General features: G+C 68.2%; 15 protein-coding genes. 7 read left to right on the top strand and 8 right to left on the bottom strand.

The window, feature by feature from the left end:
• The first annotated feature begins 223 nt into the window (after positions 1–223).
• On the top strand, positions 224–490 hold the full coding sequence (locus AC0666_RS31955) for a hypothetical protein (RefSeq protein ID WP_478708907.1): 267 nt from the start codon (positions 224–226) through the stop codon (positions 488–490).
• Positions 491–653: 163 nt separating this feature from the next.
• On the opposite strand, the gene AC0666_RS31950 is transcribed toward AC0666_RS31955, so the two are convergent.
• Together AC0666_RS31950 and ku are read right to left on the bottom strand one after the other, a co-directional pair.
• Entirely contained in the window at positions 654–1,664 is a 1,011-nt protein-coding gene (locus AC0666_RS31950) for an ATP-dependent DNA ligase (RefSeq protein ID WP_478708906.1), read from the bottom strand.
• An 18-nt stretch (positions 1,665–1,682) separates the two neighbouring features.
• Complete coding sequence (gene ku, locus AC0666_RS31945) at positions 1,683–2,690, bottom strand: non-homologous end joining protein Ku (RefSeq protein WP_478708905.1); 1,008 nt, start codon at positions 2,688–2,690, stop codon at positions 1,683–1,685.
• Positions 2,691–2,841: 151 nt separating this feature from the next.
• Between ku and AC0666_RS31940 the strand changes: the two genes are divergently transcribed.
• The 4 genes from AC0666_RS31940 to AC0666_RS31925 all read left to right on the top strand — a co-directional run bounded on the left by AC0666_RS31940 (position 2,842) and on the right by AC0666_RS31925 (position 5,058).
• Positions 2,842–3,201, top strand: a complete 360-nt coding sequence (locus AC0666_RS31940) for a hypothetical protein (protein ID WP_478708904.1) — start codon at positions 2,842–2,844, stop codon at positions 3,199–3,201.
• Between the two features lie 5 nt (positions 3,202–3,206).
• Positions 3,207–3,557 (top strand): DUF6233 domain-containing protein, encoded by a 351-nt coding sequence (locus AC0666_RS31935; RefSeq protein ID WP_478708903.1) that lies wholly within the window; start codon positions 3,207–3,209, stop codon positions 3,555–3,557.
• Positions 3,558–3,656: 99 nt separating this feature from the next.
• Positions 3,657–4,676, top strand: a complete 1,020-nt coding sequence (locus AC0666_RS31930) for a hypothetical protein (RefSeq protein ID WP_478708902.1) — start codon at positions 3,657–3,659, stop codon at positions 4,674–4,676.
• 181 nt (positions 4,677–4,857) lie between these two features.
• Positions 4,858–5,058 (top strand): hypothetical protein, encoded by a 201-nt coding sequence (locus AC0666_RS31925; RefSeq protein ID WP_361716493.1) that lies wholly within the window; start codon positions 4,858–4,860, stop codon positions 5,056–5,058.
• A 102-nt stretch (positions 5,059–5,160) separates the two neighbouring features.
• Here the strand turns inward: AC0666_RS31925 and AC0666_RS31920 are convergent, their stop codons facing one another.
• The 4 genes from AC0666_RS31920 to AC0666_RS31905 form a co-directional block, all read right to left on the bottom strand.
• Positions 5,161–5,403, bottom strand: a complete 243-nt coding sequence (locus tag AC0666_RS31920; protein WP_478708901.1) for a hypothetical protein — start codon at positions 5,401–5,403, stop codon at positions 5,161–5,163.
• A gap of 389 nt (positions 5,404–5,792) precedes the next feature.
• Positions 5,793–6,128, bottom strand: a complete 336-nt coding sequence (locus AC0666_RS31915) for a YnfA family protein (RefSeq protein WP_390555640.1) — start codon at positions 6,126–6,128, stop codon at positions 5,793–5,795.
• A gap of 11 nt (positions 6,129–6,139) precedes the next feature.
• The gene (locus tag AC0666_RS31910; protein ID WP_478708900.1) at positions 6,140–6,460 is read right to left on the bottom strand and encodes a hypothetical protein; all 321 of its coding nucleotides are present in this window, start codon (positions 6,458–6,460) and stop codon (positions 6,140–6,142) included.
• A 63-nt stretch (positions 6,461–6,523) separates the two neighbouring features.
• The gene (locus tag AC0666_RS31905; protein WP_478708899.1) at positions 6,524–6,880 is read right to left on the bottom strand and encodes a MerR family transcriptional regulator; all 357 of its coding nucleotides are present in this window, start codon (positions 6,878–6,880) and stop codon (positions 6,524–6,526) included.
• A gap of 72 nt (positions 6,881–6,952) precedes the next feature.
• On the opposite strand from AC0666_RS31905, the gene AC0666_RS31900 reads away from it, so the two are divergent.
• Positions 6,953–7,438: a hypothetical protein gene (locus tag AC0666_RS31900; RefSeq protein ID WP_478708898.1), complete on the top strand. Its 486-nt coding sequence runs from the start codon at positions 6,953–6,955 to the stop codon at positions 7,436–7,438.
• Complete coding sequence (locus AC0666_RS31895) at positions 7,435–7,701, top strand: hypothetical protein (RefSeq protein WP_478708897.1); 267 nt, start codon at positions 7,435–7,437, stop codon at positions 7,699–7,701. The genes AC0666_RS31900 and AC0666_RS31895 overlap by 4 nt, the downstream gene beginning before the upstream one ends.
• A gap of 279 nt (positions 7,702–7,980) precedes the next feature.
• On the opposite strand, the gene AC0666_RS31890 is transcribed toward AC0666_RS31895, so the two are convergent.
• On the bottom strand, positions 7,981–9,309 hold the full coding sequence (locus AC0666_RS31890) for a hypothetical protein (RefSeq protein ID WP_478708896.1): 1,329 nt from the start codon (positions 9,307–9,309) through the stop codon (positions 7,981–7,983).
• 428 nt (positions 9,310–9,737) lie between these two features.
• Positions 9,738–11,153: a pentapeptide repeat-containing protein gene (locus tag AC0666_RS31885; protein WP_478708895.1), complete on the bottom strand. Its 1,416-nt coding sequence runs from the start codon at positions 11,151–11,153 to the stop codon at positions 9,738–9,740.
• Between the last annotated feature and the right edge of the window lie 1,158 nt (positions 11,154–12,311).

The following is a 12,311-nucleotide window of genomic DNA, read 5'->3' as shown; positions in this document are numbered from 1 at the left end:
GCTGGGCCTGGCACTGCGCCAGGACATCGTGGCTCTGCACCGCGACCTGCTGGGCTCGTGGGTCAAAGGCGCCCACCTGGAGACACTGATCCCGCTGAACGGCAGCGGCGGCGGTGCCAGACGGCGTCCCTCCGCCTGACCGCGTCAAGTACATCTGCGGACGGACACCGCTGTTTCCTTGCATGGCCCACACCCCTCGCGGTGACATGCCAAGATCGGCGTCATGGTGATCCTCGGGGTACGCATTGAGTTTTACGAGAAGGTCGGCGACGTAGGGGAGCCGTCGCAGAACATGCTGGGCGCGCTCTACCGCGACCACGGATTCAGAGCCGCGGGTGTGCCCGGCGTGGGAGAGCTGTTCTCTGTGGAGCGTTTCGCCGCGCCGGACTCCGGCTGGGTGGGGCTCTTCCCCCAGCCGGGCGTCCAGCTCACAGAACTGGACCGGCTCTGGTGGGAGCTGCGTGATTCGCGCAGCCACGCCGCCGAGTAGCCGGCCCTCCCCACTTCTCTTCGCGAGCCTGCTGCACCTGTCCGGTCGGATGGAGGGCGCCCAGTTCTGGTTCCAGAATGCCGCCGGCGCTGGCTCGGCCACCGCTGCCCGTGCCCTTTACCTCCTGCACCTGTCCCGCGCAGAGGTGCTCACTGTGATCGGCTCACTTTGCGGCCCCATCTGTCCCTGTCCCGAAGGTGGGCGCTTCCTGGGTCGTCATGTCCAGTCGGAGTCGGCGCAGCCTGACCGGATGGCGATAGACACCGCCGCGGTCGACCGCCGTGTCGGCACTGATCTCCGCAACGAGCTCAGGACGAACGAGGGTCACCTCCAGCAAGTCCCGGCTGCCCCAGGCCGCGGCAAACCGCATGCCCGTCCAGGGATGCTCCGGACCGGCTTCGGCCAGGCTGCCGGCGACGAGGCGCGCCGCGTCGGGGCGCAGGGGCGCGGTTCGTCCGACGGGGTGGAGGCGTCCTGCCTCGTCGTTGCGTCCCAGCAGGAGAAGGTGCGGTCGGACCAGCGTGCCCGTGACGGCGCCGATGATCGCCTCGGTTGTATCGCGGCGCCGGAGTTTGTACCAACCTCTGTATCCTGGCCGGTAGGGCTGGTGCGTGGGCTTGACCACGATGCCCTCCAGTCCCGAGACCTCGGTCCAGGACTCCAGCCACTGCTGTGCCTTCACCAGGTCGGTGGTCATCGGACACAGCGTCCACGGCGCGGCGAGCTGCTGCGTGGCGAAGAGGTTCTCCAGCCGCAGGCGACGCTGCCGGTAGGGCTGGCGAAGCAGTTCGGTCCCGTCCAGCTGCAGGATGTCGAAGGCGATGAAGAACGCAGGCAGGGACGTCGCGAGCTCGGCGGCGGTCCGGCCGCGGGCGCCGGCACGACGTTGCAGTCCATCGAAGGACAAGCGGCCGGCTGCGGTGTCCCAGGCGACGACCTCCCCATCGAGGACCAGGCCGTCGGGCAGCTGCTCGGCGGCGGCCCGAAGGTCGGGAAACCGGTCCTGGATGTACTTGCCCTGGCGGGTCTGGAGCACCAGGCCGCTGTCCGTGAATGCCAGAGCCCGGTAGCCGTCAAACTTCTGCTCGAACGCGAGCTCGCCCAGCGTGCCCGGGCCAGGCACCGACTCCACGGCCTGCGCCAGCATCGGCTCCACCGGTGGGCGCAGCACCATCTCGGCCTCCAACGGCGGTTATGTCCGGGACGAGGCCAGAGCCTTCAGGAGGTCGTTGCGGGACATCTGCGAGCGGCCGGGGAGGTTGGCGGCGGCGGCCTTCTTGTAGAGGTCGGCCTTCGACAGCTCGCCCAGGTCCTCTTTGGGTGCGGAGCGGATCCGCTTCTTCGCCGGAGGGTTCTTGGCCGCCGTTTTCGAGGACGCGCTGGCCTTGCGGGACGTGGTGGCCTTGCCGCCGGCGCCCTTTGGGCTGCCTGCGCGTTCGACGCTGGCGCGCAGGGCCTCCATCAGGTCGACCACACCTGTCGGCTCGGCCGCCCGCTCGGCCTTCTCCACCGTCTCGCCGGCCTTCTTCGCCTCGATCAGGGCGGCGACCTTTTCCTGGAACGTGTCGTGGAATTCTTCGGGGTCCCAGGTCATGCTCATCGCGCCGATGAGCTGCTCAGCCATCTTCAGTTCCTTCTCGGACGCCTTCGCCTTCCCGGGGAGGGTGTCGATCTCCGCTTTAGGGTCCCGGATCTCGTCCGCCCAGTGCAGGGTGTGCAGGGTGAGCAGCCCGCTCTCAGCCTTGAGGGCGACGAGATACTCGTGCTGGCGCATCACGAATGTGGCGATGCCAGCCTTGCCGGCGTTGGCCAGCGCCTGCTCCAGCAGGCTGTAGACCTTCCCGTACTCGGAGCTGCGCGGGCCGAGGTAGTAGGTCTTGTCGAAGAAGATCGGGTCCACCTCCGCCAAGTCGACGGACCCGGCGATCTCCAGCGAGCGGGAGCGGCCCGGGGCGATGTCGTCCAGCTCCTTCGGCTCGACCAGGACGTACTCGTCGCCGGTGTCGTAGCCCTTCACGATGTCGTCGAGCTGTACCTCGTCGCCGGTTCTCTCATTGACGCGGCGGTTGCGGATGCGGTCGGAGGTGCCGCGCTGGAGCTGATGGAAGTGAATCGTGTGGCTGTCGGTAGCCGTGTAGAGGCCCACGGGCAGGCTGACCAGCCCGAATGACAGGTTTCCGGCCCAGACGGGACGCGCCACGGCCATCACCTCCTCCAGTCGCCCCCTCATCCAGTGCACGGCGCCTACCCGGGCAGCACCATCCGAGCTGTCAGCCTCCCGCTCTGCCGAACGGGTCACGAACCGGAGCGCCGACTTCCCTTCCATATTCGAACAGAATTACGATTCAAGGGTGAACGACGAGACCGCCTTCCCCCACGACCTTCTCCAGCTCCAGGAACGCCTCCACCGCGCCCATGCCGAGCACCGCGCCTACCTGGCCGCACTGCCCTGGAGCGTGGAACCCATGAAGGGGTGGGCGCGTGGCGAGCGGTACTCCCATCGCGGGGACGTGCCCGACAGCCCCGGCTGGGGCGACGAGCAGAAGGAGACGGTCGACCGGATGTGGGCGGAGATCCGACAGCTGTCCATCGACGTCGTCGACCACCCCCACTGGAAGAGCGTCCCCACCGACATCCTGGTGAAGAGCCGCATGCAGCTGAAGCGGCAGGCCCGCCCAGCCGAAGCCCCTGAAGCAGCCGAGGCGGCGTAGCCGCCATGCCGGAACCTCTCCTGCCCCTGCCGCCAGCCCTTGACCAGCTCCTGGTCATACGCCGCTGGCTGGAGCTCACCCTTGCCCGCGTCGACGAGAAGATCGGCGTCGTCCGGGCCGCCGACGAGGAACGGACTCGCCGCCGACCGCCGCCGGAGCCACCCCGTTGGTGGATCGAGTACGGCATCGGTGCCACGCGCCGCCCCGAACGCGTCCACACCGGAGCCTGCCAGGTCACCAGCCGGGGCCGGGCGGCCACTCGCGAGTCGGTCCTGGAGGTGCTGCGGACCGTGCCGTCGGTCATCGCGTGCCCTCTGTGCCGCCCCGACAGCGAATTGGGCCTGCTCGAAAGTTGACCCGGTGCCAACAGCAGATACCCGATGGGAGTCCCGGCCGATCGGTGACTACATAAGGTTCGTCCAAGAAGCACTGACAGGCGGAGGGGTGGGCAGACCATGGACGGTCACAAGGTTGCCGACAATCAGGCAGAGATCGACTTCTGGGTCCGCCTTCGCGACGGAGCCGAGCCTCACAACCACCGCATGCCGATATGGCGACCTGCGGAGACACCGGGCGCCGACCTGAAGTTCCCGCCCGTCGACAACGGCCTGGACTACCTCGTCAGCGTCGTGGATTTCCTGGCACCGGATGAGGAACGCCAGGCGCCGAGTGCACGCGCCCTGAAGTACGCGGTCCTGCACCTTCAGGCCGCAGCCGAAGTCCTTCTCAAGGCACGCCTGGAAGCAGCGCACTGGACTCTGGTGGCCGAGGACATCACCCGCCGGAAGGTCACGAGGGCCAAGTTCGAGCAAGGGGACTTCAACAGCATCGCCCCCGACGAGGCCGTACGGCGACTTCGCGACATCGTGGGCGTCGAGATCCCCACCGAAGCCGCCACCAACCTCGACGCGCTCCACAAGAAGCGCAACGCGCTCCAGCACTACGGGCTGAACGCCACCCAGGAAGACATCGAGCCCGTCGCCGCCAAGGTGCTGGACTTCCTCATCGCCTTCCTGGACGAGGCCCTGCTCCCCGTTCTCGACCCCGCAGTGCGCGCCCGGGCCGAGAACGACATGACCTACGTACGCCGCGGCCTTCACCTCATCCAGAGTTTCGTAGCCGCCCGCTTGGAACGCCTCGCCCCCGAGCTCGCCGGGGTCGAAGACCGCACCGTGCAGTGCACTCGCTGCTTCCAGGACACGCTCGTCGCCGGCGACGGGGAGGCTCCCGAAACCGCTCGTTGCCGTTTCTGCCATGTGGCCTTCGCACCGGAGGCCATCGCCGCCGAGTACGTCGGCGTCCACAACGCCGGCATGTTCGCGAGCGGCGCGACCGAGGTCTGCACCAAGTGCGGCGGCACCGAAGCCGTCGTCCGCCACGTTATCCGCGTCTGCGACCTGCGCCCCGACGGGGCGTACGGCATTCACGACAGCGTCACCTTCTGCTTCGCCTGCGCCGCCCCTGCCGGCAAGTAGCAGTGGGCAGGGGTACGTACTCGTACCCGCAGGCCGCCCGACTTGGCCTCCAGGCCGGCTCGGCGGGGCACCGAGTGACCTCTGACCGCGAAGTTGGGACGTTCGCCATCGGAGTTGGGACAACGTCATTTCCTGACAGCGAACACAGCTAGAGCTTGCAACGACAACGAGGAGAACTCGAATGGCTCGCACCATCTACACGACTGGCGGGCTCACGGACGAGCAGATCGACGGCCTGTACGCGCTCGCGGAGGAGTTTGGAGTCGGGATCTGCCTCTGGGGTAACACGCCAGGGCCCAATCGCGAGTCCTTCACCTGGGCGGTTACGGGCGGCTTCCTCCAGGTGCGCCGGTTCATGCCGAACTTGAAGGCGCTGAAATGACAGTGCCGCTCCCGCTGGTGACCTGTGCCAGCGAACCCGGACCGTGTGCCACCGAAGGTGGACCGACGGCGTTTTGTGACACCGAAGATGGACCGCCGCAGGTCAGTCGTGCTGCCGCAGGAGCGAGAGTCGCCGTTGGGCCTCGTCGCGCACCCCTCGATCTGCGTCCGACGTCAGCTCCTGGAGTTGCCGGATGAGTTCAGCGACGCCGTTGCCGGTCATCCAGCGCGGGTCACCGTCAAGCTCCCCGCTGAGCTGGTCAGCGGTTCCCTGGTCGGTCGCGACGGCTCGGGCGGCGAGCACGGCACGTAGACCGGGTAGGTCCCCACGTGCCAGCAGCGCCACGGCTGCCTCCGAGGTCACTGCAGTGTCTTGAACATCGAGCAAGAGGCGGTGGAGGACATCGGCAACGGCCTCGATCCGAGGTGCTGCCGCCAGCCGACGCCCTGCAGCAGCCCTGACGCTCCATGAGGGAGAGTCCGCAGCAGCGAGCGAATCAATGAGCTCTCGATCTTGGAAACCTTTCATATAACCAGCGTGCCAGGAGGCGTCTCGGCTGCGGTGGCCCGTCTTCACTGATTCCTAATGTGGTCTGTCAAGCGGCGAGGGCTGTCGGTGGTGTGAGTTCGTAGCATCGTCCATCGCGGAGGAGAGCCCAGAGGACGTTGACGCGGCGGCGGGCGAGGGCGAGGACGGCTTGAGCGCTAGTTGGCCAGTCCGGGAAGGCCGGGGGGTCAGTTCCCGCGGGGTGCGTACATGATCACGGCCATGCCTGCGAGACACACCAAGGCGCCGATCACGTCGTAGCGATCGGGCCGGTAGCCGTCGGCGACCATGCCCCAGGCGATCGACCCGGCCACGAAGATCCCGCCGTACGCGGCGAGGATGCGCCCGAAATTATCGTCATGCTGCCAGGTGGCCACGACGCCATATAGGCCGAGGGCGATGACGCCGGCGCCGATCCAGATCCATCCCTTGTGCTCGCGGATGCCCTGCCACACCAGCCAGGCGCCGCCGATCTCAAAGAGGGCGGCGACGACGAACAGGGCGACGGAACGAGCGACAGTCATGCCCGCTGACCCTACCGGCGGCCCGTACCGCTGATCTTCAGCGGGTCGGCGGACGTCTTGCAGCCGCACCCGCCCTCACCTGCACTCTTCGGCGAGCAGGAGCAGGAGCGGCGGCGCTGGCTGAGCCACCAGGTTCCGGCGGCGAGCACGGCCAGGACGGCGGCGAGGGCGGGCAGCCAGCCCACCACCGCCCCGGCGCCGGCTCCGGCTCCGACGACTCCGGCTGTGATCAGGACGGGCAGCGCGCAGCACGCCACGCAGGCCAGGGCGGCCAGGCCCCCGAGCGCCTTCGGGGCGCGGTGGGGGCGGGGGTCAGCAGCATGGTCCGGCATGGCGGTTCTCCTCGGCGAGGTCGGTGAAGGGGATGGGGCAGCAGGTGTTGGAAGCGCATACGGTCAGGTCGTCACAGCCCGCCTCGACGGCGGCGGCCAGGGCGGTGCGGATGGTGGTGAGGTCTTCGCGTCGACCTCGGCGAGCTTGGCCGCGGCGCGGTCCTGCAGTCCCGCCACGGGGCGGCCGTGCCGGTGGCGGCCTGCCTCCAGGAGCTCGGCGACCTCCTCCAGGGTGAACCCGAGCCGCTGGGCGGCCTTGATCACCCGCAGCGCGGTCACCGCGTCCTCGCCGTAGAGGCGGTGGCCGCCGTTGCTGCGTTCCGGCTCGGCCAGCAGGCCTCGCCGCTCGTAGTAGCGCAGGGTCTGAATGTTCACCCCGGCCGCCTCGGCGACCTGCCCGCTGCGCAGGCCCGTGCTCACCGCTGCTCCCCGGCGGCAGCGGTCCGCACGGCCAGAGCGTCCAGGACCGCCTCGTGCGCCTGGTCCACCGAGATGTCCAGCCGGATCAGGTCCTGGCCGGGGGTGGTGGTGAAGGTGAAGAACGAGCAGCAGCCGCTCTCCCCCGAGCAGCGGGCGGCGGCCCGGGTCGCCGCCCGCGCCGACCAGCTCCAGGCGCTCCGTGAGCGGGGCACCCTCGAGCAGACCGAGCCCCGCGAGGGCGACGAGGCAGCCCGCGACGAGCTCACCCGCCGCGCCGGGTCCTATGTGCAGCCGGACATCGATGCCTGGCTCGCCCGCGCCCTTGCCGCGCACCGGGGCCACTACACCGACCCGGCCGCCCGCGAAGCCGCCGCCGGCCTGTTGCACCCGCCGGTCTTCGCCCACGCCGCGCTGCTCGCCGCCCTCACCCAGCTCGTCCCCGGCACCGACGTCGACCAGCTGCCGTTCGCGGCCCGGCTCGCCGCCGCCGATGCCGAGGCCGTCGGCGACCTCGCCGCGTTCCTCCCCCGCACGCTCACTGCGGGGAGCCCGGCATGAACCACGGCCAGGAGCAGGAGGTCGTCGCCGTCTGGGAGGAGCACAGCGCCATCGGCCACCACTACGAAGAACTGCGCGCCGACGGGACGGTCGACGCCTGGACGGAGCCTCCATTCGGTGAGACCCGGTACCCCGGCGAGGACGACCCCGACCACAACCCGATCTGCTCCTGCCCCGGGCCCTGGCCGCTCGCCTTCTGTCTGGAGTGCGCCGGCTGCTCCAGCTGCGGGCAGTGCCCGTGTAGCCGCCCGCGCCTGCTGTGAGAGTCACCCGGAGCGACAACAACACCCCTCACAGCTCGCCTCACATCCGGCTGTGAGGGCGCGGCAAAGTTTCCTATATACCCTGTTTGCCTATGTGGTGGCAGCCTGTTTCCCTAGGTGGCCAGGATTGCGAAGGGTGTTGTGAGCCGGGTGGCCCCAGAACATGTCACGCTCACCCAGTGTCCTCTGACAGGTGATCTTGACCGTTTGCCAGGTGAGTTTGACCGCTGCTGGGTTCTATCTCGGCCAGCGGCCGGCGCTCGGTGAGGGTCGGTGGGATCAATGATTGCGGAACGGTGCCCAGGGGTCGGGGAGGGGAGCGCTCGGGTCATCATCCTCGGTGGAGAGTCCGACGTAGGCGCGTAGGGCGGGGCGGGTACCGGGGAGGCCGTACTGGGTGAACCGCTCGTGGAGGTCCGAGCCGAACGGCCAGGACTGGAAGTCCGTGGTGGTCAGCAGGTCGGCCAGGACGCGTAGCAGTTCCCGGCGCCCAGGGGAGAGATCGGCGAACACCGGTACGGTGTCCGCGGGGTCGAACAGGGCTTCCAGCAGGTTCTCGGCGCGGACCGCCAGCGGGCGGGGCACGACTCCGGTCTCCTCGATACGAGGCAGGGCGCGGACGATCTCCAGGAGGACCCCGTCCGGGTCCTCGGCGGCGCCCATCAGGTGTAGCAGGCTGCGGACGGTGTAGCTGTGCAGGTCGCCCTCGTGGTGGGCGGTGGCGGTCTCGGGGGCCGGCCCGGCGCCGAAGGCCGCCAGCTCGGCGGCGATGCGCTCCGCCAGCGGCAGGCCGGGCGCGGTGGCCGGGTGTGCGACCAGCAAGCGGGCCAGGGCGGTGGCGGCGGCCCAGCGCGGCAAGGGGTGCTCGTGGTCGAGGTGGTGCCGGAGTCGGCCGTCCGGGTCGTGGTCGGCGATCAGCCCGACCGAGACGAGGACCGTGGCGACGCAGACTGGGTCCCGCTCGCCGTCGAGGCAAGCCAGCAACGGGAGCAGGGTGGCGTCTGCCTCCTCGGGAAACCAGCCGAGGAGGTACGCGGTCTTGGTGCGGATCTCCGGGTCCTGGTCGTCGAGCAGTTCGAGCAGGACGGGAAGCTGGGCGCGGACCGCGTCATAGGAGCGCAGTGCGCCCTCGCGGGCGTCGACGGGGTGCCCCGCCGCACAGTAAGCCCGTCCCTCGCACAGGTTCTTCAGCCGCTCCTCGTCGGTCTCGGCGGCGATCTGCTCGTCGTACCAGCGCAGATTCTCTTCGGGGCTGATGGCTGCGGCGCGCCACGCGGCGGTGTCGATCCCGAGCGGGAGGTCGTACTCGTCGTGCCAATCAATGGCCAGACGGGTCAGCAGCAACAGCGCGTCGGCCCGGGCGCCGACCGGGCCCGCGACAGCGATTCGGGTGAGGAACGGCACGGCGTACGGAGAGGCCGAGTACCGGGTGCCCTGGTGGAAGATGTTGCCGAACAGGCTGCGGAAGGCGCTCTCCCGGGCCTCCTCGTCCAGTCCGCACACCGTCCGAAGTTGGCCGGGCACGTCCTCGGCGCTGCCGTAGGCGTGCTCCAGGGCTGCCCAGTCGATGTCGTCCAGCCCAGCCAGGAGATCGTCGGATCGTTTCATGATCCGTATGCTCGCAGGGACCGCTGACACCGAGCCCACAGGCGAGCTGTCTCCTTGAGCCCAGCGGTCAAACAACCTGTCAATCGGTCAAGATCGCCTGTCAAAGGACACCCAGCGTCACACCGGAGGTGTCACGGCCACCTGTCACGCTCGCCGGGCAACGGCGAGGACCACACCGTCGAATGTCCGAATTGGATCTTTTGGGATGTCGGAGCGGGCCCGAACCCCCGCTCCAGGGCTCTTCCGGCGTGACACCCGACAGCGTGACACCCAGCCCGGCACCCCGCGCCGTCCATCACGCTTGTCCTGTCTCACTCAATCGAGTCGGATTCTCGGCGAACCGAGTCGTCCGGGCTTCTGTCTCAGCGCCCCTGGGCAGACCGCCTGCCAGCCCGGCCTTGACGGGATTGAACGCTCGGGCCAGTCGCTCAGCGCTTTACTCGGCCGCGGACCGCCAAGAAGACCAGGGCCAGCAGTACCGGCTCTACCAGACGGCAAGTCATCTCGATATAGGTCCCGGCCACGGTCAGGCCCTGTCCTGCGGAGCGGAAGAGGACGGAGTTCAGGGCGGTTCTTCCCGCCCTCTCCGCTCGGGGCCACGTGAGCCATTCGTCGGGCGCGGTGCCACCGGGGTCTGGGTTCTCGTTGATCATTTCGATCTGCTGCCCGGCGGTCATCCCCGGGTCCTTCGTCCGGGGTGTGGCTGGCAGCCCCACACACATCAGCAGCACGACAGTCAGGCCTATGGCGAGGAGCAGCCAGACCAGAGCGCGGACAGCACCCAGCCCGTAACCGGAGACCTTCCAGTAGAGCCACAACAGGGCCCGCTCGACCGGGGGACGATGGTGCGTGAGGCGGCGCATCTCCATCTCGCCGTAGTAGAAGCCCGCCGCATCCGGCTGATTCTTGGAGTCCTCCAGCGCCTTGCGCAGCTGGCGGTACAAAGGAGCCAGGCCAGAGGGCTGTGCAATCGTCCCGGCGTCGGCCTCGCCGTCGTCCACTTTGAGCCAGCCCTTCGCTGCTCCCCGCGGCGTGCTTGCGCGCCAGTAATGCTCCTCGATCAGTGTGGGCCTCTGAAGGTGAGAACGGCCCCCGGGGCTCGGCTGGAATCTGACGTGTCCCAGACTGAGCTGGTCGAGATGGACGGATCCCATGAACGTGCAGGGGGAAAGATCGACGTCATTGAGGGCCAATCGGCCCGCATCGATGCCGCTGAGCGAGCTAATGCGGACCAGCGTCTTCCCTCCCTCGTCGAGTCTCTTTTCGTCCCGCTCTTTGAGGAGAGCGGCGTAGCGCGGGCGCAGCGCCTTAAGCACCCCCTCGTCCACACCCTCCAATTCCGTAGGGCGGGAAGTGATGCTCAATGAGACCTCAGGAAGCGCGTCAGTGAGGTCCAGGGTGGTATACCGCAGGCGCATGCCAGCAGCAGACTGCCACCGGGTCCCCTGACACTCAAGGGAGCATGCGGCCGCCTCGATGGTCACAGGTCCACGGAAGACGGCCCTTGACAGATTCAGCCGCCCCCTGCAAGCCAAGGGCCCAAACTCTTGCGCGGCGGTGAACGTCGCTCCATCGAACGATGCCTCACCGTAGAAGTTCACGCCGCTGAACCCGGCGTCGCCGGAGAACGTTGCCCTGCTGAACACAGCGTCGCCGGAGAACGTTGCCCTGCTGAACACAGCGTCATCGCAGAAGGTCACGTGGTCGAACCCAACGTCGCCGGAGAACATGGCGTCGTTGAACGATGCCTCACCGTAGAAAGTTGCCCCGGTGAACAGGGCAGTTCTGAAGACTGCGCGTCCGGCGGTCGGGCCTTGGAGTGCTTTCAGGAGTCTTTTGAGCAACTCCTCCGTGAAGGTGGTGTACCGATGGTCGATGTCCTTGCCGGGAGCAAGACCCCGTAGGTATTGCTCCTGCTTTTTTGGGGAGAGATGTGCCAGGCAGGCTCGGCCAGCGACACGGACACCCCGACAGGGATCGGTTGCTGAATCCGCTCTCAGCCGTCTGTCTCAAGTGACCGGGTCCACGAATCTCACCAAATCCAGTCCACGCAGGTCAGCGCCTTCTGGACGATGGCTTTGTCCACGAGATCGGACAGCACTTCGACACCGTTTTGGGAGGCGGGAAGCCCACGAGACCGGGGTGGAATGTTCACGAGATTCGACAGCGCAACCAGGGGGTGGCCGGGCGGGCACCGAGCCCTGACGTACGTTCGAACCCATGACGCGCACCCTGAGATCCCGGCTGGTGGCCCAGTGAGCGGCTGGTGGGCCTACTTGGAGGAACGGACCTGCCGAGAGGTCGATGCTGATGTGCTGCGCGACCGCCGGCTGTCGGCGGTCAGGTCCGTCTGGGAGGCGCTGCGCCCGCTGGGGGTGGGCCTGCACGAAGCCGAGCGGGTGGTCCATGCGCGATACGAGACTCTGGGCGACCGCGTGCAGCGCACCCCGCCTGATCCGCTGGACCTCCCCTCGCTCGCAGCCCGCGCCGCAGCTCTCCCAGGCCGTGTGGTGGCAGTGGAGGCGCTCTGGGACGGCGATACAGTGCACGACTGGTTCGTGCTCCTGGTCGCGGTCCTGGACGCTCCAGAGGGGGAAGGCCACCTGGCGACCGTCTACCACCGCTCTGACGGCCCTCCTCCTGGTGGTGCCGCGGCCGAGGCCGGCCGGGCGCTGGCCGGCCACCTTCGCGTGCCTTTTCACTTCGCGTCTCCGGACGTCCCTAATGACGACGCCCGGCGCTGGAGGACGATTCCAACGCTTGGCGGAAGGGCCGTGACTGGAGGTATGGACGGAGCGTGACGACCCCAAGCAGCCCGGACCACCTGGTGCCTCCCGTTCTCATGAACATGGCCTCAGGTCCGATCCGGCTGCCTTCCGAGACGGTGAACAACTGCTGTCGAAACTCGGTTCTGGCACAGATCTTGGGGAGCGATCGCGGAGGGTGACAGCTTCGTTCGATTGTAAGGAGGGGCGGCGACCTGGGGGACCGTCACCGATCAC

The sequence above is a fragment of the Streptomyces sp. NPDC043680 genome, from assembly GCF_056436685.1.
Note: the sequence above shows the minus strand (reverse complement) of the source record. Positions and strands in the feature narration are given on the sequence as shown.

Bases quoted from the DNA above. Each gene is read 5' to 3' on its own strand.
- AC0666_RS31955 (WP_478708907.1), top strand. From the start codon at position 224: ATGGTGATCCTCGGGGTACGCATTGAGTTTTACGAGAAGGTCGGCGAC.
- AC0666_RS31950 (WP_478708906.1), bottom strand. From the start codon at position 1,664: ATGGTGCTGCGCCCACCGGTGGAGCCGATGCTGGCGCAGGCCGTGGAG.
- AC0666_RS31935 (WP_478708903.1), top strand. From the start codon at position 3,207: ATGCCGGAACCTCTCCTGCCCCTGCCGCCAGCCCTTGACCAGCTCCTG.
- AC0666_RS31930 (WP_478708902.1), top strand. From the start codon at position 3,657: ATGGACGGTCACAAGGTTGCCGACAATCAGGCAGAGATCGACTTCTGG.
- AC0666_RS31925 (WP_361716493.1), top strand. From the start codon at position 4,858: ATGGCTCGCACCATCTACACGACTGGCGGGCTCACGGACGAGCAGATC.
- AC0666_RS31915 (WP_390555640.1), bottom strand. From the start codon at position 6,128: ATGACTGTCGCTCGTTCCGTCGCCCTGTTCGTCGTCGCCGCCCTCTTT.
- AC0666_RS31910 (WP_478708900.1), bottom strand. From the start codon at position 6,460: ATGCCGGACCATGCTGCTGACCCCCGCCCCCACCGCGCCCCGAAGGCG.
- AC0666_RS31900 (WP_478708898.1), top strand. From the start codon at position 6,953: ATGTCCAGCCGGATCAGGTCCTGGCCGGGGGTGGTGGTGAAGGTGAAG.
- AC0666_RS31895 (WP_478708897.1), top strand. From the start codon at position 7,435: ATGAACCACGGCCAGGAGCAGGAGGTCGTCGCCGTCTGGGAGGAGCAC.
- AC0666_RS31890 (WP_478708896.1), bottom strand. From the start codon at position 9,309: ATGAAACGATCCGACGATCTCCTGGCTGGGCTGGACGACATCGACTGG.